This window comes from Chryseobacterium aquifrigidense (assembly GCF_006716485.1).
In the GTDB taxonomy this organism is placed as follows: Bacteria; Bacteroidota; Bacteroidia; order Flavobacteriales; family Weeksellaceae; genus Chryseobacterium; species Chryseobacterium vietnamense.
Genome location: NZ_VFPD01000001.1, coordinates 249,636 through 270,758, shown reverse-complemented (window position 1 = coordinate 270,758; position 21,123 = coordinate 249,636). Strand labels below are relative to the sequence as shown.

The window sequence follows — 21,123 nt, the reverse complement described above, 5'->3', positions numbered from 1 at the left end:
TATGAATAAAAATTACATTTTTTCTCTGTTAAGCCTTTTCCTTTTTACTATTGGAAATGCTCAGAATTATAAAAAACCTCTGGTTTCTGCCATCAAAGAAGCAGATCTCCGTACCGATATGTATCAGCTTGCTGCAGATCAGTTCTGGGGACGAGAAGCCGGAACTCTGGATGAACTGAAAGTTTCCATGTGGCTTGCCGACAAAGCCAAAGAAGCCGGAATGAAACCTGCCGGAGATAACGGAACATTTTTCCAATTTTTTGATATGTACAGACATCAGGTGATTCCTCAAAGCAGCCTGAAAATTGGAGATAACAGTTTGAAATTATGGAAAGATTTCCTGGTTGCTGAACCTGTAAATGCTGCTGTAGATGCTGAAATAGTATATGCCGGAAATGCAGAGCCTGAAGATCTTGCGAAATTGAATATCAAAGGAAAAGTTCTTGCCATAAACGCATCTGACAAAAATATTTCTAAGGATATGACCCTTTTCGTAAGAAGATATCCCGGATTCGTAAGAAATAAATATTACAATAAAGCTGCTGAACTGGGAGCGAAAGCCATTATTTTCATCACCGATGATACCTCCGAGCAAAGTTGGGTAGAAGTGCTACCTCAAATGACAAGAGGAAGTTATGGCGTAGAAGGATTAAGAGAAAAAATCACGAATAATATTCCTGTTTTATGGATCAAAAGAGAAAATGCAGGCTGGGTAAAAAATAATCCCAAAGCTTCTCTGAACCTGATCACTGAAACTTACAAATATCCTTCAGTGAATATCATCGGAAAAATAGAAGGTACAGATCCTGTTCTTAAAAATGAATATGTTTTGCTAAGCGGACACCAGGATCATGACGGAATCCGACATCCTGTAAAGAATGATACCATCTACAATGGTGCTGATGATAATGCAAGTACCTGTGTTGCGATGCTGGCGATGGCAAGAGCTTACAAAAAACAGCCCGGAAAAAGAAGCATTCTTTTTGTGTTCCACGGTGCTGAAGAAAGAGGTTTGCTGGGTTCGAGATGGCATGCTGCCCACCCTGTTGTCCCAAAAGAAAAAATTGTAGCCGTTCTGAATGGTGATATGATCGGGAGAAATGATAATAATGAAGCCGCTTTATTAGGAGGAAATGCACCGCATAAAAATTCTGAAGAGCTTGTAAAAATGGCTGAAGATGCCAATAATGAAAGTACAAAATTCAAATATCTGAAAGATTGGGACTCTCCAAGCCACGCTGAGTATTTCTATTTCAGAAGTGATCATCTTCCGTATGCTAAAATTGGTATTCCTGCAATATTTTTCACCAGTGTACTGCATGATCAGTACCATACCCCACAGGATGAATCTGAAAATATCAATTATAAAAAGCTGTATAAAATGACGGAATGGATGTACAGAACATCCTGGAAAGTGGCTAATGAAACAGAACGTCCGAAAGTGATTTCTAATTTTTCGCTTGAAAGATAAAATAAAAAAACTGAACCATTAAGAGGAATTTAGATTGTAAGGAAAGTTAAGATTCAAATTCATTTGAATGAAGCGCCTTGCTTAATAAATATCGAAAGATATTTCCCTTCACTATTCTTAAAAACTTTATCACTCTTAATGGTTTACTTTTTTTTCATTATACTTCTTTTGTCTTGAAACAAAAGAACCAAAAATTCAAGACTTAGAAACTTCCGCTAAAAATGAAATCTGTTCTCTAAAAACTCTAAACTCGTGCGGAAACAATCTATGTTTAGAATCATATTTTGTCCCGCACTCAGACAGTAGAGTTTTTTTAACGTTCACAGAATTCATTTCCTTAACGCTTCAGTTTCTTATGTCGTTTGATATTACCCAAAACACAAAAGCTTCACAGATTGTGAAGCTTTTTTCATCATTGTGTTTTTAGAATCTGATTTGTGTACGAAATAATTTAATATTGAATATGATTTTAAACCATTAAGAGGGATTTAGATTATAAGGAAAGTTAAGATTCAAATGAATTTGAATGAAGTATTTTGCTTATTAAATATCCGAAGATATTTGCCTTCACTATTCTTAAAAACTTTATTATTCTTAATGGTTTAAAAATTTTAAATAAGCAGATTCATCAGAGAAGGGTCATTGTTCAGATAGTTGACAAAGAAATCATATTGTTTCATTTTATCAATTAAAGGAGTAAAATCTTTGTTTTGTTTCAGAGCAATTCCTACTACTGCGATTCCTTTTTCTTTTGAATTTTTCTGGGTATATTCAAAATAAGTGATGTCATCATCAGGTCCCAGTACATCCATTACAAAGGTTTTCAATGCTCCGGGGCGCTGTGGAAATCTGACCAGGAAATAATGTTTTAATCCTGCATGAAGCAATGCTTTTTCCTTGATTTCTTCCATACGGGTAATATCATTATTACTTCCGCTGATGATACATACAACATTTTTACCTTTTATCCCGTCTCTGTATTTTTCCAATGCTGCTACTGAAAGCGCTCCCGCTGGTTCAACAACAATAGCGTCTTTATTATACAAAGACAGGATGGTTTCACAGACAAGTCCTTCATCTACTGTAGCCATATCGTGCAGGATACTTTTACAGCATTCGAAAGTGAGATCTCCTACTTGCTGTACGGCGGCACCATCTACGAAACGGCTTATCTTTTCGAGAAGAACAGGTTTTCCCTTTTCAAGGGCCTTTTTCATGCTTGCCGCTGCCGAAGGTTCCACCCCAATGATTTTTGTCTGTGGTGAAAGATGCTGAAATACGGAACAAATTCCTGCGGCCAATCCTCCGCCGCCAATCGGGACAAAAAGATAATCAACAACGCCTTCAGCCTGCTCCAGAATCTCCAGTGCTGTTGTGGCCTGCCCTTCAATAATGGCCGGATCATCAAAAGGGTGAATAAATGAGCTGTTATGGTCTTCACAAAACCTCATCGCTGCATCTTTTGCTGCATCAAAGGTATCTCCGTAAAGAATTACATCTATGTATTCTCCTCCGAACATTTTCACCTGTTCAAGTTTTTGTCCGGGAGTTGGCAAAGGCATGAAAATCGTTCCTTTCACCTTCATAGTCTGGCATGCAAATGCGACTCCCTGTGCATGATTTCCGGCACTGGCACACACAACACCTTTTGAGAGTTCTTCTTCAGACATGGTTGCCATCTTGTTATAGGCTCCCCTTATTTTATAGGATCTTACCCTTTGAAGGTCTTCCCTTTTAAAAAAAATATTCGACTCATAAATGGCTGAAAGATTATTATTAACAGCCAAAGGTGTTTTTACCACTACATCTTTTAATCGTTCCTCCGCTTGATAGACATGCTCTAAAACGGAGGAACTTACTCCCTCTTTCATCATCTGTTAGGTAATTAATTGTTTTCGGGTCTCAGGCTTCGTACCGTCTTACCTGCTTTCCACATTTCGCTTTCTCTTAATTCTGTAAGTTCGGCTTCCAATTTTTCACGATAATCCGGTTTGCTGTTGCTGTCAATCGAGCGTTGTGCTTCGTTCCCTTTGGCTACGTTGTCATACAGTTCTTCAAACAAAGGCGAAGTAGCATCCCTGAAACGCTTCCACCAGTCCAAAGCTCCTCTCTGAGCGGTTGTACTGCAATTGGCATACATCCAGTCCATTCCGTTTTCTGCTACCAATGGCATTAACGACTGGGTCAATTCTTCTACGGTTTCGTTAAATGCTTCGGAAGGGCTGTGTCCGTTTTTTCTCAATACATCATACTGAGCGGCAAATATTCCTTGTACAGCTCCCATCAGTGTTCCACGTTCTCCGGCAAGATCACTGTATACTTCTTTTTTAAAATCGGTTTCAAAAAGATATCCGCTTCCGATCGCGATACCTAATGCTGTCACTCTTTCTCTGGCTTTTCCTGTAGCATCCTGATATACGGCAAAACTGCTATTCAAACCTCTGTTCTGCAAAAACATTCTTCTCAATGACGTTCCTGAACCTTTCGGGGCTACCAGAAATACATCTACATCGGCCGGAGGAACAATTCCTGTACGCTCGCTGAATGTAATTCCGAAACCATGAGAGAAGTATAATGCTTTTCCTGGGGTAAGATGCTGTTTTACTTTTGGCCAGTATTCTATCTGTGCGGCATCACTCAAAAGATAACAGATAATAGTTCCTTTTTCTAATGCTTCTTCGATTTCAAATAACGTTTCTCCCGGTACAAATCCGTCTGCAACTGCTTTATCCCATGATTTGGAGTTTTTTCTCTGCCCTACAATCACATTAATTCCGTTATCTTTCTGATTCAAAGCCTGCCCTGGTCCCTGTACTCCATAGCCGATCACAGCTACAACTTCATTTTTTAATGCTTCCTGAGCTTTTTCCAACGGAAATTCTTCTCTTGTTACTACATTTTCTTCTACTCCTCCAAAATTCAATTTTGCCATTTTTCTTGATTTTATTTATTATTGATTGTAATGTTTAATTCTTGTTCTTAACTGGCATATTCTACTGCCGTCAGGTACGGATTTCTGTGGTAATGTACTTCCAGAACATCTACCTGTTTTTCCATTTGTTTGCTGATTTTCTGAACAGAATCTTCAGATTCTCTGATCACGATAACAAACTTTTTTACTTTTTCCATTTCTGAAGGACCTACATTAAAGGTCACCATAGAAATTCTTCTTCTTGAAAAAATAGCATTGATGCGGCTGATCAATCCTAAATAATCTTCTGTATACGCTGTAATGGTATATTCCTTATGATCTGTTTTCATCTTTTTTATTTTTAAACTTTATTTATTATTTAATACAATTTCCGAAACACTTTTTCCCTGGGGAATCATCGGAAATACATTATGTTCTTTTCCTGTCATCACTTCAAGGAGGAAAGATCCTTTATGATCAAGCATTTCACGGAGTGCCCATTGTAGCTCTTCTCTCTCAGATACTCTTTTTCCAGATATATTGTATCCCTTTGCCACCTGAACAAAATCAGGGCTTTGGATATCTACTGAGGAATACCTTTCTTCGTGAAACAATTCCTGCCATTGCCTTACCATTCCCAGATAGCAGTTATTCAGAATTAAAATCTTCACCTCCGGATGATACTGCATAATGGTTCCCAGTTCCTGAATATTCATCTGAGCTCCTCCGTCTCCCATTACGGCAATAACAGGACGGTTTGTTTCAGCATAAAAAGCTCCTATCGCAGCAGGAAGACAGAATCCCATGGTGCCCAGCCCTCCGCTTGTAACATTGGTTCGGGAATGTTTAAATTGCGAATAACGGCATGTCGCCATCTGATGCTGTCCCACATCTGTTACAATAACTGCGTCACCTGCTGTCATCTCATTTAACTGGCGGATAACTTCCCCCATTGTGATCTCTCCTTCCTCAGGATACAGTTCGGTATGGATCAGACTGATGCTTTCAATTTCATGACATTTTTTAAATCTTTCATGCCAGTGATGATATTCTCTTTTTATAATTTTTTCTGTAAGGAGAGGGAGCGTATGCTTGCAGTTTCCAAGAACAGGAACATCAACTTTTACATTTTTATTGATCTCTGCGTTATCAATATCCAGATGAATAATCTTTGCCTGTTTTGCATATTGATCCAGCCTTCCGGTCACACGGTCATCGAACCTCATCCCAACAGCGATTAAAACATCACATTCGTTGGTTAGTATATTGGGACCATAATTTCCATGCATTCCTACCATTCCTACAGCTTGCGGGTGGTTAGTAGGAATAGTACCCATTCCTAAGACAGTCCATGCTACCGGAATTCCTGACTTTTCAGCAAACTGCAAGAATTCTTTTTCTGCTTTCCCAAGCATTATTCCCTGCCCTGCTATGATGAATGGTTTTACCGCATTGTTAATCAATTGTACTGCTTTTTCTATGCTATCAAAACATGGATCAGGATCAGGTTTATAACTTCTCAATGAATGGCATGGAGAATATCCTTTATAATCAACAGACTGCAACTGGGCATTTTTGGTCACATCAATCAGTACAGGACCGGGACGACCGGATTTTGCAATATAAAATGCTTTGGCCAATACTTCCGGAAGCTCACTGGCATCGGTTACCTGATAATTCCATTTGGTAACCGGGCTGGTGACATTCATTACATCTATCTCCTGAAAAGCATCGGTTCCGAGAAGGTGTTCAAAAACCTGCCCTGTAATGCATACCAAAGGAGTATTATCCAATAAGGCGTCTGCCAAACCTGTTACAAGATTGGTTGCTCCCGGCCCACTTGTAGCCAGTACAACCCCTACTTCTCCTGAGACTCTTGCCAGACCTTGTGCTGCATGTACTGCTGCCTGCTCGTGGCGTACAAGAATATGTTTCAGATTTTCCTGATAGTCGTAAAGAGCATCATAAATAGGAATAATAGCGCCTCCCGGATATCCGAAAACAGTTTTCACCCCTTCCTGAAGAAAGGCTTCAAGAATGATCCGGCTTCCGCTCAATTGTATTTCTGTTGATAAATTCGGGTTTTCCATATTTTTATTGAGTGATTTCGTCCGTTACACAACCTTCTGCGGCTGATGATACTGTTAATGCATATTTATAAAGCAATCCTTTCTGCACTTTAAGAGCTGGTTTTTGCCATCCTTTTTTTCTTCTTTCAATTTCTTCTTCTGAAACTTTGAGCTGTATGGTATTGTTTACGGCATCAATTTCAATCAGGTCATCATTGTTTACAAAGGCTATCAGACCTCCTTCGTGAGCTTCAGGGGTAATATGTCCTACTACAAAACCATGAGTTCCGCCGCTAAATCTTCCGTCTGTAATAAGGGCCACGCTGCTTCCCAGTCCTGCCCCGATCAAAGCACTTGTAGGTTTCAGCATTTCCGGCATTCCAGGGGCTCCTTTCGGACCTTCATGACGAATAACAATGACATCGCCATGCTGCACAGTTCCATCCTGGATTCCTCTGATCAGATTTTTTTCACCATCAAATACACGTGCTTTTCCTACGAAACGTTCCCCTTCTTTTCCTGTGATTTTGGCTACACTTCCCTTCTCAGCAAGATTTCCGTATAATATTCTCAGATGTCCGGTCTCTTTTACAGGTTCTGATAATGGTTTAATAATTTTTTGAGTAGTAAAATCCAGATCGGGAACATTTTCTAAATTCTCTGCCAGTGTTTTTCCGGTTACCGTTAAACAATCGCCATGTAATAATCCCTGATGTAACAGGTATTTCATTACGGATGGTATTCCTCCGTGTTCATACAGATCCTGCATCAGGTATTTTCCGCTTGGTTTTAAATCTGCCAGTACCGGAGTTTTATCACTCATCTTTTGGAAATCATCCTGAGTAAGCGGTACTCCCACACTTTTTGCCATGGCAATAAAATGCAGAACGGCATTGGTACTTCCTCCAAGGATAACAATCATGCGTAGTGCATTTTCAAAAGCTTTATGGGTCATGATATCCGAAGGTTTAATATCTTTTTCTAATAATACTTTCAAATATTTTCCTGCTTCAAGGCATTCTTCCTGTTTTTCCTTGCTTAAAGCCGGATTGGAAGAGGAATACGGAAGACTCATTCCTAATGCTTCTATCGCGGAAGCCATTGTATTGGCCGTATACATTCCACCGCATGCGCCAGCGCCGGGACAAGAGTTTTTCACAACCCCATCAAAATCTTCTTCTGTGATTTCTCCTGCAATCTTTTTCCCTAATGCTTCGAAAGCAGAAACGATATTAAGCTGTTCTCCTTTGTAACATCCCGGAGCTATCGTTCCTCCGTATACCATGATTGAGGGTCTGTTCAGCCTTCCCATTGCGATGATCGTTCCCGGCATATTTTTGTCGCAGCCTGGCAGCGCAATCAATCCGTCATAGTATTGCGCTCCGCATATTGCTTCGATGCTGTCTGCAATCACATCACGGCTTACCAGAGAGTAACGCATTCCATCTGTTCCGTTGCTCATTCCGTCACTTACTCCGATGGTATTAAAAACCAGGCCGGCTAATCCATGATTCCATGTTCCTTTTTTTACCACCTGAGCCAGATCATTCAAATGCATGTTACAGGTATTTCCGTCATAGCCCATACTGGCAATTCCGACCTGGGCCTTATGCATATCTTCTTCTGTAAATCCTATCCCATACAACATGGCTTTGGCTGCGGGTTGTTCACTGTTTTGCGTGAATGTTTTTGAATATTTATTTAACATACTTTTCCTACATTTTCTATTCTTTTCCTCTTCCTGAAATGGAGTTCTTTACTAAATTTTGATCCAAAACTACATTTTGTAATATTCTTTTCATTTTCATTTTTTATAAAAATTACAATATTCAATAGTTTAAAGAATGAATCTATTTATTTAATAATCAGATATTTAAATTCTAAAAATCTACAATGACAGAACTCTTACCAATTTCAAATATGCCTGCTGTACTCTACTGCTAGCCGTATTTTCCCAGTTTCTGGTAAAGGGAACATCATCAAGTGAATCCAGGGCTACAATTTCTGCTGCTGTACCACAGAAAAAACCAGCTTCAGCACCCCTCATTTCTTCAGGTTTAAAAAAGGTTTCTTCCACAGGGATATTAAGCTCATTACAAATCTCCATCACGGTTTGTCTTGTGATTCCCGGAAGGATACTTCCTTTAGCTGGAGTATATAAAACCCCATCTTTTTCGTAGAACACATTAGCGCCCGAACTCTCAGCAACATTTCCGTTTTCGTCCAGAACCAGTGCTTCGTCATAGCCTTTATCTTTGGCATCCTGACAGGCTAATATTGAGTTTACATAATGTCCTCCTACTTTGGCTTCAACCTTGAAAGCCTTAGGATTAGGACGTTGAAAAGGGGAAGTCATAATTTTCATTTTATCTGCCAGATAGCCGTTGTTCCATTCCCAGGCCAGAAGCGACAGATAAGATTTTTGTCCTTTTGAAAGTGACATATTGGGAGAGCACGTAACCAATGGACGGATATAAGCATCTGTAAACCCATTACGGTCCAGAAGTTCATAGGTAAGTTCTGTAAGCTGGTTTACGGAATAATCGAAGGGAATATGCATTAATTCAGCTGATCTTTTTAACCTTTCATAATGTTCTTTCGCTTTGAAAATTTGAGTTCCATGATCTGTGCTATAGGATTTAATTCCTTCAAAAACAGAATACCCATAGTGAAGTGATTGTCCGTAAAGATCTGTTCCGGCATCTTTTGCTTTCATAAATTTTCCGTCAAAGTAGATGGTCGTGTCGTCGTTGTAATACATGTTATAGAGGTTTAAAAAAATTAAAAATGGGAATAAAAAAAGCCCTCTCACAATGTGAGAGGGCTCAATATATGTACAGTCATACATGTTCCTTCTCACAAACGCAAGGGAATAATAATGACGATAATAATTACGGATAATAACTGATACATATTTTTATACTATAAAAAATTAAAAACAAAAAAAACCGTTTCATAATTTGAAACGGTTTTATATATAATTTAAATTAAAATCTATTTAAAATGCCGTTTCCTTACTGTTGTTAATGACAACAGCAATAATAGAAATGACAATAATATTTTTCTGATTCGTAAAATTCATACTGCAAATGTATAAACTTTTTAATTACTCACAAATTTTTTTGCACTTTTTATTTTTTTCGTAAAAAATGGTTCAGTGTTTCCTTTGCTTCAGCCACATCATGAACTCTTAAAATCTTTACCCCCTGTTCCAACACTTTCCTATGAAGTTTCTGTGTTTCCTCATTGATATCCAAAGGTGATTTTCCCAGTGGTTTGTAGATAAATGACTTTCTGGAAATACCTATTAAAAGAGGAAATTTTCCAAACCCGAGATATTCAACTTCCTTAATCATTTTCATCTGGTCTTCTCCAGTTTTTCCGAAACCAAAACCGGGATCCAGAATAATGTCATTCACTCCTTTTTCTAAAAGTTGTTTTGTTTTTTTAGCAAAATATTGATTTACTTCCAGTGTAATATCTTCAAACTTTATTTTATCATGCATGGTTTCGTAGGAAGGATTTACATGCATCAGAATGTAAGGAAGCTTGGTATCAGCAGCTGTATCAAACATTTCTGCATCATATTGCCCGCCTGAAATATCGTTGATCAGATCAATTCCTTCATTAAACCCGAATCTTACGGTTTCTGCATAAAAAGTATCCAAGGAAATGAGGGCTTCCGGAAATTCTTTTTTGATCAGAGAGATGATATTTCCGATCCTGTTTATTTCGTCAGAAGCGTTTAAAAATTCTGCTTTGGGACGTGTAGATTGCGGACCGATATCCAATATTTCGGCTCCGTCCTTCAACAGTTTTTCAGCATGATTCAACGCTGATTTTTCATTATTGAATTTTCCGCCGTCAGAGAAAGAATCCGGAGTCATATTGAGGATTCCCATGATCTTTGGAGTGTCCAGCTGTACTAATCGGCCGTTGCAGTTGATTGAGCAGGCTGCAGAGTTTGGGGGTTGGAGGGTTGGAGGGTTGGGGAGCATGGAGTTTATAGTTGATGAATGATAATTGATGATTGATGATTGATGATTGATTTCTGCAGTACAAAATTAGTGATTTATGCGTTTTTAATGAGAAGAAATTAGAAATTATAGGCTGGAAGTTATTAATAATAAATGATGAATGATGAATTACAAGTTATGAGTTTAACTCCTACACTTTCACACTCTCCCACTCTACAACCCTAACCTCCTCTTACTCTAAAACCCTCCAACCCAACAACTCGAATCCCGAAACTCTCAAACTCTCCCACCCTCAAACCCTCTCACTCACAAACTCCCGTCGTCAAATTCAAAAATCTAAAACCGAATTCGTATATTTGGAAGATTAAGAAAATTTATGCTAAAAACATCAGTACAGTTCGAGAAAATTATCAGTCAGTGCCGTGATCTTTTCGGTAAAAAATTGCAGGATTATGGTGCGGCATGGAGGGTTTTACGACCAAGTTCCATTACAGATCAGATTTATATTAAAGTCAACAGGATCCGTACATTGCAGATGACTGATAAAAAAATGGTGGATGAGAGTGAGGAAGATGAATTTATCGCGATTGTGAACTATTCTATCATTGGACTTATCCAGCTGGAAAAAGGTCTTTCCAATGATTTCAATGAAAATAAAGAAGAAATTTTAGGTCTGTATGATACATATGCCAATGAAGCAAAAGCTTTGATGGAAAGGAAAAATCATGATTATGGTGAAGCATGGAGGGATATGAGAATCTCTTCAATCACGGATCTTATTTATCAAAAAGTATTAAGAACTAAACAGATTGAGGACAATCAGGGAAAAACAATCGTTTCAGAGGGGCTTGATGCCAACTATTTCGATATGCTGAATTATGCGGTCTTCTGCCTGATCAAGTTCTCGGAAAAAGAAAATCAATTCGAACCCAAAAATATTTAATATGCTCAAAGGTTTATTACGCTTTATTATTGCTGTTATTTTTATCCTTTCAGGCTTTGTGAAAGCCGTGGATCTGGTAGGTTTTTCTTTCAAAATGGAAGAATATTTTGCGCCTCCGGTTTTCAACATGCCATTTTTAGAAAAGTTTGCCCTGCTGTTTTCCATTATTGTAGTGGTACTGGAGCTTTTCTTAGGATTTATGCTGCTGCTTAAATTAAAGCTTAAATTTACCTTGTCCATATTAATTGCACTTTGTATCTTCTTTGGATTCCTTACATTCTATTCAGCGTATTTCAATGTGGTAACAGACTGTGGATGTTTTGGTGATGCCATCAAATTTACGCCCTGGCAGAGCTTCCTTAAGGATGTTGTACTGCTTGTGGGATTGATTATCCTTTTTGTTCTGTACAGAAAAGATTTCCGTAAAAAAGATGAGTACGGAATTACTCAAAAAGAGTCTTCCAACACATTCAAATATATCCTTTTAACAGTATTCTCTTTAGGAATGATCTACGTTATGGCACAGGGAATTATGCATGAACCGATCATTGATTTCCGTGATTATAAAGTAGGGACTGATATAAAAGCTGAAAAAGCAAAAATTGATAAAAATCCTTCAGAATATAAAACTTTCTACACCCTGAAAAATCAGAAGACAGGAGCTGTTGTAAAAGTAAATCAGGATGATTATATCAAAAAAACAGAATACTGGGCAGAAGGATCTCCCTGGAAAATTGAGGATGGGAAGAATGAATCTGTATTGATCAAGGAAGGTTATAAATCTGAAATTGTAAAATTTAAGATTGAAGATCCTACAGGAATGGAAGTTACCAAGGAAATCATTAACGCTCCTAAAGCTGTTCTGGTGTTTTCATACCATCCAAAAGATGTTCCTGCAGATCTGCTTCAGAAAGTGGAAGCGAAAGTAAATACCCAGAAAGGGGCTCTTATCTATGGTGTTTCCACAGAGCCTAATACTTTTAAAACTATCAAAAATGTACTAATGGACGGGACTGCCATCAAAACGATAGCGAGAAGCAATCCTTTTGTACTGATCCTTGAAAATGGAAAAATTGTAGACAAACAGCCTGCAAAGGACTACGTTAATTAATTATAAATGATCAATGATGAACGATAAATGATCTTTTTGACGAGAGCCAATCGTTGATCAATCATCAATCATCAATCATCAATCATCAATCATCAATCATCAAATTTAAACACTAAACTTAAACATACAACAGCTCATGCAAAAATCAAATAAATCAATTGCCGGTTATCACTTATTAATGATTCTTTCTTCTGTAGACGGAGAATTTGCTCCTGAGGAAGGAATGCTGGTACAGCAATATATGGCAGATGAATTTCCTTTCAGGATGAATCTTGACAATGAATTAGACACACTGGCTCTTTTGCAGCCTGAAGAATGGAAAGATCATTTTGAATTCCATGCGAGATGTTTCCATGATGATTCTACAGAGGATGAACGTGTCAAATTTGTTCAGTTTGCAAAATCGTTGATCAAAGCTGATAATAAAGTAACTGAAGAAGAACATACTTTCTACGTACTGTTGAAAAATCTTTGGGGACTATAATCTAAACACCGATCCAAAACAAAAATACCATGAAAAAAACTTATCTAGGACTATTAGTAATGAGTGCATCTATATTTCAATCCCAGCAATTTCCGGACATGAAGGTTCCTGTTGCAGAAAAGCAGGAACATATCAGAGAAATCCACGGTGATAAGGTAAATGATCCTTATTACTGGATGATTGATTATTTTAAAAAAGGAAAAGATTCTACCAAGGTTGTTGATTATTTAAAGGCTGAAAACACCTATTGGGAAGGCATGATGAAGGATACTGAACCTTTCAGAGAAAAGCTTTTCCAGGAAATGAAAGCCAGAATCAAAGAGAAGGATGAATCTGTACCTGTTTTTAGAAATGGATATTACTACTACAGCCGCACAGAGACCGGAAAACAATATTTTAAATACTGCAGAAAGAAAGGCAGCCTTACTGCTCCGGAAGAAATTCTTCTGGATGTGGATAAAATGGCGGAAGGGCATCCTTACTATTCAGCTTCCGGCTTCAGCATCAGTCCGGATAATACAAAAATGATCTACGGAGTGGATGATGTCTCCAGAAGGCAGTACAAGTTATTTTTAAAAGATCTTTCTACAGGGAAAATCACGGATCTTGGTATTAAAAACACCACTGGTTCTGCAACATGGGCCAATGACAACAAAACAATTTTCTACACTTCAAAAAATCCTGAAACTCTTTTAACAGAAAAAATTTTCAGACACACACTGGAAACAGATTCCAGTAAAGATATTTTGGTATATGAAGAAAAAGATAAAACCAACTATATCAGTGTAGGAAAAACAAAAAACAAAAAATTTATCCTGATCGACTCGCGTGCTACCACTTCTTCTGAAACCCGATATCTGGATGCCAATGATCCTAATGGAAATTTCAAAATTTTTCAGCCCAGGATCAGTAATGTACTTTATGATGTAACTTCTCTTGAGGATAAATTTCTGGTAACAACCAATAAAAATGCTCTTAACTTTAAGATTGTAGAAACTCCTTTAAATAAAACGGGAGTTGAAAACTGGAAGGATTTTATTCCACACAGAAAAGATGTTCTGATGGAGGATGTTACTGCATTTAAAAATTATCTGATATTCAGTGAAAGACAAAACGGACTTTCCCAACTGGTAATTTATGATAGAAAAACAGGGAAAAAGGAATTTCTGAAATTTGACGAACCTACTTATACCGTTTATTCACTGGATAACCCTGAATATAACACAGATAATTTCCGTTTTGGGTATACTTCCATGATTACACCAAGTTCTCAGTTTGAACAGGATTTAAAAACCGGAAAACGAGTTCTTTTAAAACAACAGGAGGTTCTGGGAGGTTACAATAAAGATAATTATACAACAGAAAGACTGTTCGCTACGGCAAAAGACGGAACGAAAATTCCAATCTCCATTGTTTATAAAAAAGGGTTGAAAAAAGATGGAAACAACCCACTTCTACTCTACGCTTACGGTTCTTACGGAAGTTCTATGGATGCCAGTTTCAGCAGCACCAGACTGAGTCTTTTGGACCGAGGTTTTGCCTATGCCATTGCCCACATCCGCGGTGGTCAGGAAATGGGAAGACAATGGTATGAAGACGGAAAAATGATGAAAAAGAAAAACACATTTACTGATTTCATTGATGCGGGAGAATATCTGGTTAAAGAAAAATATACTTCACCTAAACACCTTTATGCTCAGGGAGGAAGTGCAGGAGGGCTTCTGATGGGTGCTATAGCTAATATGAGCCCAACTTTATGGAATGGTGTTATTTCACAGGTTCCGTTTGTAGATGTAGTTAACACAATGCTTGACACCAGTATTCCATTGACTACCAATGAATATGACGAATGGGGAAATCCGAACAATAAAGGAGCCTACTTCTATATGAAATCCTATTCTCCATATGAGAATATTGAGAAGAAAAACTATCCGAATCTTTTGGTAACAACAGGATTACATGATTCTCAGGTACAATATTTTGAACCTGCAAAATGGGTTGCCAAGCTAAGAGATATGAAAACGGATAAAAATGTATTGCTACTCAAAACAGATATGGCATATGGCCACGGTGGAGCTTCAGGAAGATTTGACTATCTGAAGGATCTGGCTTTGGTATATGCTTTCATGTTTAAACTGGAAGGGATTACTAAGTAATTAGTTTCGCAGATTTTGCAGATAACGCAGATTTATATTAATCTGCTAAATCAAACAAATCTGCGAGAGCAAAAAGAGTCTCGCAGATTATCCAAAAAAGAAAATTAAAAAATAAATAAATCTATATTTAAATCTTATGAGAAGAAAAATAGTTGCAGGAAACTGGAAAATGAACAAAAATGTAATTGATGCACAACAATTAATGATTCAGTTACTAAGCTATAAAAACAACAATGCTACGAACTGTGAGGTTTGGATTGCTCCACCTGCATTGTATCTGATGATGGCAAAAGATGTTTTTGAAAAAGATGAAATTGGTGTATTTTCTCAGGATATGAGCGAATATGAAAGCGGTGCGTATACTGGTGAAATTTCTGCAGATATGTTAGAGTCTATCGATGCAACCGGTTCATTAATCGGGCACTCTGAAAGAAGACAATATCACGGAGAAACAGATTCTCACTGTAACAGAAAAATCAAATTAGCTCTTGATAAAGGTCTTATTCCTGTTTACTGTAATGGAGAAACTCTTGAGCAGAGAAAGGCAGGACAACACCTTGAGGTCGTAAAAAATCAGACTGAAGTAGCTCTTTTTACGCTTTCTGCTGAAGAGATCAAAAAAGTAGTGATTGCTTACGAACCGGTTTGGGCTATCGGAACTGGAGAAACAGCAAGCCCTGAACAGGCTCAGGAAATCCACGCTCACATCAGAAATATTATTGCTGCAAAATACGGGCAGGAAGTTGCTGACGAAATTTCTATCCTTTACGGAGGATCTGTAAAGCCAGACAATGCTAAAGAAATTTTCTCTCAACCGGATATCGACGGAGGTCTTATCGGAGGAGCAGCTTTGAAATTAGAAGATTTCTCTAAGATCATTGAGGCTTTTAATTAATATAAAATAGCTAAAAACATAATAAAAAGCGGCGGAATCTTCGATTCCGCCGCTTTTTCGTTAAAAAAATCTAATTATTGAATATCGACTACATACATCGTTCCCTTGTCTACTTTACCCGTTTTAGGTAAAATTTTGGCTTTTGGATTTCCGTTGCCATCATCCACCACTCCAAAGTCATCATCATTGAAAACGGCCAGTTTATTATTTCCCAAATAAACAATCCCCTCGAATTTATCATGTTCATAGCCCAGTTTTGCAACCAGATCTACGGCTAATGTTTTGGTAACAGTTTTAATTCCTGCATTGGTAATTTCATCCCATGAACATTGTTCTAAAGCTTTTCCATTGACTTTTATTCCGTCAACAGCAGTGATGTCGGATCCGTTCACATCCGTTGCATTGCTCAGATTGATTCTGTATACTTTTTTGATGCCGCCCTGAGAACCGAAATTTCCGTCTCTTTCTATCACCAGGAATTCATTGTTGCTTAATGCAGTAATATCACATACTGAATCAGAAGCTCCTCCTTCCTGTTTATATAAAAACTGTTTAGTTTGCCCTGTAATAATATCAAATGTGACAATTCTCGTTAAAGTTTTATTGGTAGCCAATGCCTTACTGGGAACATACATCATCGACTGTATGGTTCCTACCAGCGTTCTTCCGTCCGGAGTGATGCAGAGTCCTTCCATTCCTCTGTTGGCTCTTCTTTTGGCTAAAACAGCAGGTAATTTTCTTGGTCCGGTATTTACTCCAACCGGGCTTATTCTTTCCATTTCCGTTCCATCAGCACTGTAATGGACGATATGCGGACCGTATTCATCGGAAACCCAGAATGTTCCATCAGCAGCTGCCACAATACTTTCGCTGTCTAAACCATATTGATCTGTGCCTAAAACATTGCCGGAAGCATCATATGCAATCTCTCCTGTACTTCCCATTCCTGCAGGGTTTGGAAGTCCGGTAATAGGCTGTCCGGAAGGATTTTTAAGTTTAATATATTTGATCACCTCTACATTTCCGTCAGCATTGATTTTAAAATGCATAATGGTTGGTGTAAAATTAGGAGCAAGAAACTTTTTACCATTCTGAAAATCGGTATTAGGCCCCCTATCCGTAATGACGTAGAATTCGCCTTTCCGTGTAGGGTGAGCGGCTGCACCGGAACCAAATCCACCGTTGATAACGTCCACACCGTTTATTGTCGTCAGTTTTGTAAATGGAAATTCCTGAGGTAGTTTGGAATAATTAATATCCTGATTAATCATTGCGGTATCGTCATCACTTTTGCATGAAGCCAATACAGCCAGTATACCCACAGACCATAGTAATTTTTTCATATTCACTTTTATGGCTGCGAAAATAGAGATTGATTATAAACTGATCTTGAATAGAATGATAATTGTATTTTAACAATGTTGAGTGATTGTGACCTTTAAAACCACCCCGTCAAAAATTCTTTGAATTTTCGCCACCCCTCCAGAGGAGGGGAATTTTTCCCCCTTCAGTTGAAATTATGGCGTATCCGAAACAATTTGTCATTCCACAAAAATCTAAGCGTCTGGTAATAAATGCGTGATCAAAATATAAATCCAACAAAAAAACCGCACCAGATGGGTGCGGTTTTCCTATGATTTTACAATCAATTATTTTTTCTCAGTAGATCTTTGTAAAACCTCATCTACCATTCCGTAACCTTTAGCTTCTTCAGAAGTCATCCAGTAATCTCTGTCAGATGATTTTTCTACCCACTCATACGTTTGTCCTGAGTGGTGACCAATGATTTCATAAAGTTCCTGCTTCAGTTTCAGCATCTCTCTTAAGTTGATCTCCATATCAGAAGCTACTCCCTGAGCACCTCCTGAAGGCTGGTGAATCATTACTCTTGAGTGTTTAAGCGCAGAACGCTTTCCTTTTTCTCCGGCAACCAGTAATACAGCTCCCATGGAAGCAGCCATACCCGTACAGATTGTCGCTACATCCGGCTTAATGATCTGCATCGTATCATAGATACCTAAACCTGCATAAACACTACCACCAGGAGAGTTGATATAAATCTGAATATCTTTTGAAGGGTCAGCACTTTCTAAGAATAAAAGCTGTGCCGTAACAATGTTTGCTACCTGATCATCAATACCTGTTCCAAGGAAGATAATTCTATCCATCATAAGACGGGAGAAAACGTCCATCTGAGCAACATTTAATCTTCTTTCTTCCATGATGTACGGAGTAAGATTCGTTGGGCCATACATTCCCATATACTGATCGGTAACCAAACCGTTGTTTCCTAAATGTTTTACAGAGAAATCTCTGAATTCTTTTTTAATGTCCATATTTCTATTATGTATTATTTTTTAAATATTCTCGAAGTTTAAATTACAATATTTATTCCTAAAAATTTATAGGACTTTTTGTCACAGAACATCAAAAAAAATCTGACTACAAATTATCTTTTCCTATCCACATAAATTCCTTTGATCGGTGAATATTCGATGATATTGCTCAGTCGCATGGAAGCCTGCTTTAAAAGCGTAATCTTTTTGATCAGCTCATAATATTTTACTTCATCTGTGCTGCTGTACTGATCAAGTTCTTTAGCCGTTTCCCTGATCAGATAATCAATATATCTGTATTTATGTAACAGAACATCTCCCTGAATCTGATCTGCCACTTTATCTCCATAATTAGGAGGATAGATATTTCTGGAAGCCCAGTTTTCAAGTTCATCCAGCGGGATTAAAGCATCTACAACCTTTGTGGTAATCTCTTCGTCCATAAAAGATACAAAAAAGTTTCCACTTCTAAGCTCATCCTTCTGAATTCCTTCTCTTACCTGATTGATAATTATTTCATTTTCTTTGACTAAAAATGTATACTGCTCTTCTTCAAAGTGATGAAGAATTTCTTCAATAACAGTAATATCATATTCCTCATTCTGATCATTTCTCCTTTTCAGAATAATATCACCGAACATCAGCATATGATCTACAAGTTTGTTCTCCATAAACAATACATCGTACAGGAAAGGATCTTCTTTTTCCTGATCCAGAGGAACAATCTCCATTTTCGGAGCTGCAGCTTTTTCCTTTTGTTGCTGCTGAACATGATGCGTCTGATTCTGCGTGATCTGTTTCTGAACATCCAGCTCATTGAAAAGACTCTGCTCAGAAAGTCCGAATTTATTGGAAACCTCTTTCAGATAAACCTCTCTTTTCAGGGCATTCTGTACAAAAGAGACAGATTTTACAATATCCCGGATCGCTTCAGCCTTTTTAATCGGATCATTTCCGATATCTTTTAAGAGAATTTCCGCCTTAAAGTCGATGAAGTCCATCGCTTCATTTTCGATATACTTTTCAACGTAATCCTGTGGATGTTTCCTGGCAAAGGAATCCGGGTCATCTCCATCTGGGAAAAGCAGAACACGAATGTTCATTCCCTCAGTCAGTAACATATCAATACTTCGGAAGCTGGCTTTGATACCGGCATTATCTCCGTCAAAAAGAATCGTTACATTTTCTGTAAGTCTCTTAATGAGTTTGATCTGTTCTGTTGTCAGAGACGTTCCGGAACTTGCCACTACGTTTTCAATTCCGGACATGTGAAGTGAAATCACATCCATATATCCTTCCACCAAAAGACAGGCATTCTTCCTTGAAATAGCTTGTTTACTCTGGTTTAACCCATAAAGAACATTCGATTTATGATAAATCTCTGTTTCCGGTGAGTTGAGATATTTTGCTGTTTTGACATTATTTTTAAGAATCCTTGCTCCAAAACCGAGCACCCTTCCTGAAAAACTGTGAATAGGGAAAATTACCCTTTCCCTGAAACGGTCCACTCCTGCAGGAGTATTTTCCGGGAAGATGGAAAGTCCGGATTTTTCAAGAATTTCTTTATTATAACCTTTTTCAAGTGCATAAGCTGTAAAAGCATTCTTCTTCTCCGGAGAATATCCAAGCTGGAACTTTTTGATAATATCATCCCGGAGTTCTCTCTCTTTGAAATAAGAAAGTCCTATGCTTCTGCCTTCCTGATCATCCCACAGGATCTCCTGAAAATACGTGTTGGCAACCTCATGGATCTTGTACAGCAGATCTTTTTCTGTCTGGGCATGTTTTGCTTCTTCAGAAATTTCACGAAGATCTTCTTCAATTTCAATTCCGTACTTTTTTGCCGCGTGGCGGAGGGCTTCAGGATAGGTAAAATTCTCAATCTCCATAAGAAAAGAGATTGCGGTCCCTCCTTTTCCGGTTGAGAAATCCTTCCAGATCTGTTTGCTTGGTGAAACAACAAAACTTGGAGATTTTTCTTCATGAAACGGACTGAGTCCTTTGTAGTTAGACCCAGCTCTTTTCAACTGCACGTATTCACCCACAATCTCTTCAACGCGGATCGTGGAGAATATTTTATCAATGGTCTGTTTGGAAATCATGCTGTAAAATTAAGTAATTTATGGGGAAGTTGGAAGAGGCTGGGAATTTCGGTGCCGGTTTCGGGATACGGGTTCGAAAGTTTGGAGTTCGAGAGTTTGAGAGTTGGTGAGTTGGTGAGTTTGTGAATATGTACGGAATGTACTGTTTATAACTTCCATCTTCCGGCTTCCATCTTCCTGCCTTTAAATTTGTAGCTTCGCAAGTCATAAATCATTATTTTTGCAAAACAAATTAGTATATGCAGTTCACTATCAATACAATCGAAGACTGGCAGGAAGTTGTTGACAGCATCATTCCGGAATTAAAACACAATATCCTTTTATTAAAGGGAAATCTGGGAGCCGGGAAAACTACTTTCACACAATTTCTGCTTAAAAATATGGGCAGCAATGACGAAGTAAACTCTCCCACATATTCTATTGTGAATGAATATAATACGGAAAAAGGGAAAGTATTTCATTTTGATCTTTACCGCTTAAAAAACATTGAAGAAGTCTATGATATCGGAATTGAAGAATATCTGGACAACTCTTTTCTATGCATTATCGAGTGGCCGGAAGTGTATGAAGAGGAGCTTTACGGGCTCAACTATCACACAATGAGTATTGTGAACACGGGTGAATACAGAGAAGTTTCATTCGATTAAATATTATGTATCTTTGCTCAT

At 38.0% G+C, this 21,123-nt stretch carries 17 protein-coding genes; 7 read left to right on the top strand and 10 right to left on the bottom strand.

What is annotated here, in order from left to right:
• Position 1 precedes the first annotated feature (1 nt).
• Positions 2-1,471, top strand: coding sequence for a M20/M25/M40 family metallo-hydrolase (locus tag FB551_RS01250; RefSeq protein WP_142014215.1), 1,470 nt, complete (start codon positions 2-4; stop codon positions 1,469-1,471).
• A 611-nt stretch (positions 1,472-2,082) separates the two neighbouring features.
• Here FB551_RS01250 and ilvA read toward each other — a convergent pair.
• The 7 genes from ilvA to folP form a co-directional block, all read right to left on the bottom strand.
• A complete protein-coding gene (ilvA, locus tag FB551_RS01245; protein ID WP_142014212.1) occupies positions 2,083-3,345 on the bottom strand; it encodes a threonine ammonia-lyase in 1,263 nt (420 codons plus the stop codon).
• Between the two features lie 11 nt (positions 3,346-3,356).
• Positions 3,357-4,403, bottom strand: coding sequence for a ketol-acid reductoisomerase (ilvC, locus tag FB551_RS01240; protein ID WP_047432555.1), 1,047 nt, complete (start codon positions 4,401-4,403; stop codon positions 3,357-3,359).
• A 47-nt stretch (positions 4,404-4,450) separates the two neighbouring features.
• Entirely contained in the window at positions 4,451-4,732 is a 282-nt protein-coding gene (locus tag FB551_RS01235) for an ACT domain-containing protein (RefSeq protein ID WP_052187012.1), read from the bottom strand.
• A gap of 18 nt (positions 4,733-4,750) precedes the next feature.
• A complete protein-coding gene (gene ilvB, locus FB551_RS01230; protein WP_047432557.1) occupies positions 4,751-6,472 on the bottom strand; it encodes a biosynthetic-type acetolactate synthase large subunit in 1,722 nt (573 codons plus the stop codon).
• A gap of 4 nt (positions 6,473-6,476) precedes the next feature.
• Positions 6,477-8,159 (bottom strand): dihydroxy-acid dehydratase, encoded by a 1,683-nt coding sequence (gene ilvD, locus FB551_RS01225; RefSeq protein WP_142014209.1) that lies wholly within the window; start codon positions 8,157-8,159, stop codon positions 6,477-6,479.
• A 180-nt stretch (positions 8,160-8,339) separates the two neighbouring features.
• Complete coding sequence (gene ilvE, locus FB551_RS01220; protein ID WP_142014206.1) at positions 8,340-9,212, bottom strand: branched-chain-amino-acid transaminase; 873 nt, start codon at positions 9,210-9,212, stop codon at positions 8,340-8,342.
• Between the two features lie 370 nt (positions 9,213-9,582).
• A complete protein-coding gene (folP, locus tag FB551_RS01215; protein WP_445343845.1) occupies positions 9,583-10,449 on the bottom strand; it encodes a dihydropteroate synthase in 867 nt (288 codons plus the stop codon).
• 355 nt (positions 10,450-10,804) lie between these two features.
• Here folP and FB551_RS01210 point away from each other — a divergent pair, with 355 nt between their 5' ends.
• The 5 genes from FB551_RS01210 (at position 10,805) to tpiA (ending at position 16,017) form a co-directional block, all read left to right on the top strand.
• On the top strand, positions 10,805-11,371 hold the full coding sequence (locus FB551_RS01210; protein WP_142014204.1) for a DUF1599 domain-containing protein: 567 nt from the start codon (positions 10,805-10,807) through the stop codon (positions 11,369-11,371).
• A 1-nt stretch (position 11,372) separates the two neighbouring features.
• Positions 11,373-12,482: a BT_3928 family protein gene (locus FB551_RS01205; protein ID WP_142014201.1), complete on the top strand. Its 1,110-nt coding sequence runs from the start codon at positions 11,373-11,375 to the stop codon at positions 12,480-12,482.
• A 136-nt stretch (positions 12,483-12,618) separates the two neighbouring features.
• Positions 12,619-12,966: a tellurite resistance TerB family protein gene (locus tag FB551_RS01200; protein WP_047432580.1), complete on the top strand. Its 348-nt coding sequence runs from the start codon at positions 12,619-12,621 to the stop codon at positions 12,964-12,966.
• Between the two features lie 29 nt (positions 12,967-12,995).
• Positions 12,996-15,122: a S9 family peptidase gene (locus FB551_RS01195; RefSeq protein WP_142014198.1), complete on the top strand. Its 2,127-nt coding sequence runs from the start codon at positions 12,996-12,998 to the stop codon at positions 15,120-15,122.
• A gap of 136 nt (positions 15,123-15,258) precedes the next feature.
• The gene (tpiA, locus tag FB551_RS01190; protein WP_047432589.1) at positions 15,259-16,017 is read left to right on the top strand and encodes a triose-phosphate isomerase; all 759 of its coding nucleotides are present in this window, start codon (positions 15,259-15,261) and stop codon (positions 16,015-16,017) included.
• Between the two features lie 74 nt (positions 16,018-16,091).
• Here the strand turns inward: tpiA and FB551_RS01185 are convergent, their stop codons facing one another.
• From FB551_RS01185 to dnaG, 3 genes are all read right to left on the bottom strand, one after another.
• On the bottom strand, positions 16,092-17,360 hold the full coding sequence (locus FB551_RS01185) for an esterase-like activity of phytase family protein (protein ID WP_142014195.1): 1,269 nt from the start codon (positions 17,358-17,360) through the stop codon (positions 16,092-16,094).
• 306 nt (positions 17,361-17,666) lie between these two features.
• The gene (gene clpP, locus FB551_RS01180) at positions 17,667-18,353 is read right to left on the bottom strand and encodes an ATP-dependent Clp endopeptidase proteolytic subunit ClpP (protein WP_027373257.1); all 687 of its coding nucleotides are present in this window, start codon (positions 18,351-18,353) and stop codon (positions 17,667-17,669) included.
• A gap of 113 nt (positions 18,354-18,466) precedes the next feature.
• The gene (gene dnaG / locus FB551_RS01175; protein ID WP_047432594.1) at positions 18,467-20,455 is read right to left on the bottom strand and encodes a DNA primase; all 1,989 of its coding nucleotides are present in this window, start codon (positions 20,453-20,455) and stop codon (positions 18,467-18,469) included.
• 239 nt (positions 20,456-20,694) lie between these two features.
• Here dnaG and tsaE point away from each other — a divergent pair, with 239 nt between their 5' ends.
• Positions 20,695-21,102 (top strand): tRNA (adenosine(37)-N6)-threonylcarbamoyltransferase complex ATPase subunit type 1 TsaE, encoded by a 408-nt coding sequence (gene tsaE, locus FB551_RS01170; protein WP_142014192.1) that lies wholly within the window; start codon positions 20,695-20,697, stop codon positions 21,100-21,102.
• The last annotated feature ends 21 nt before the right edge of the window (positions 21,103-21,123 follow it).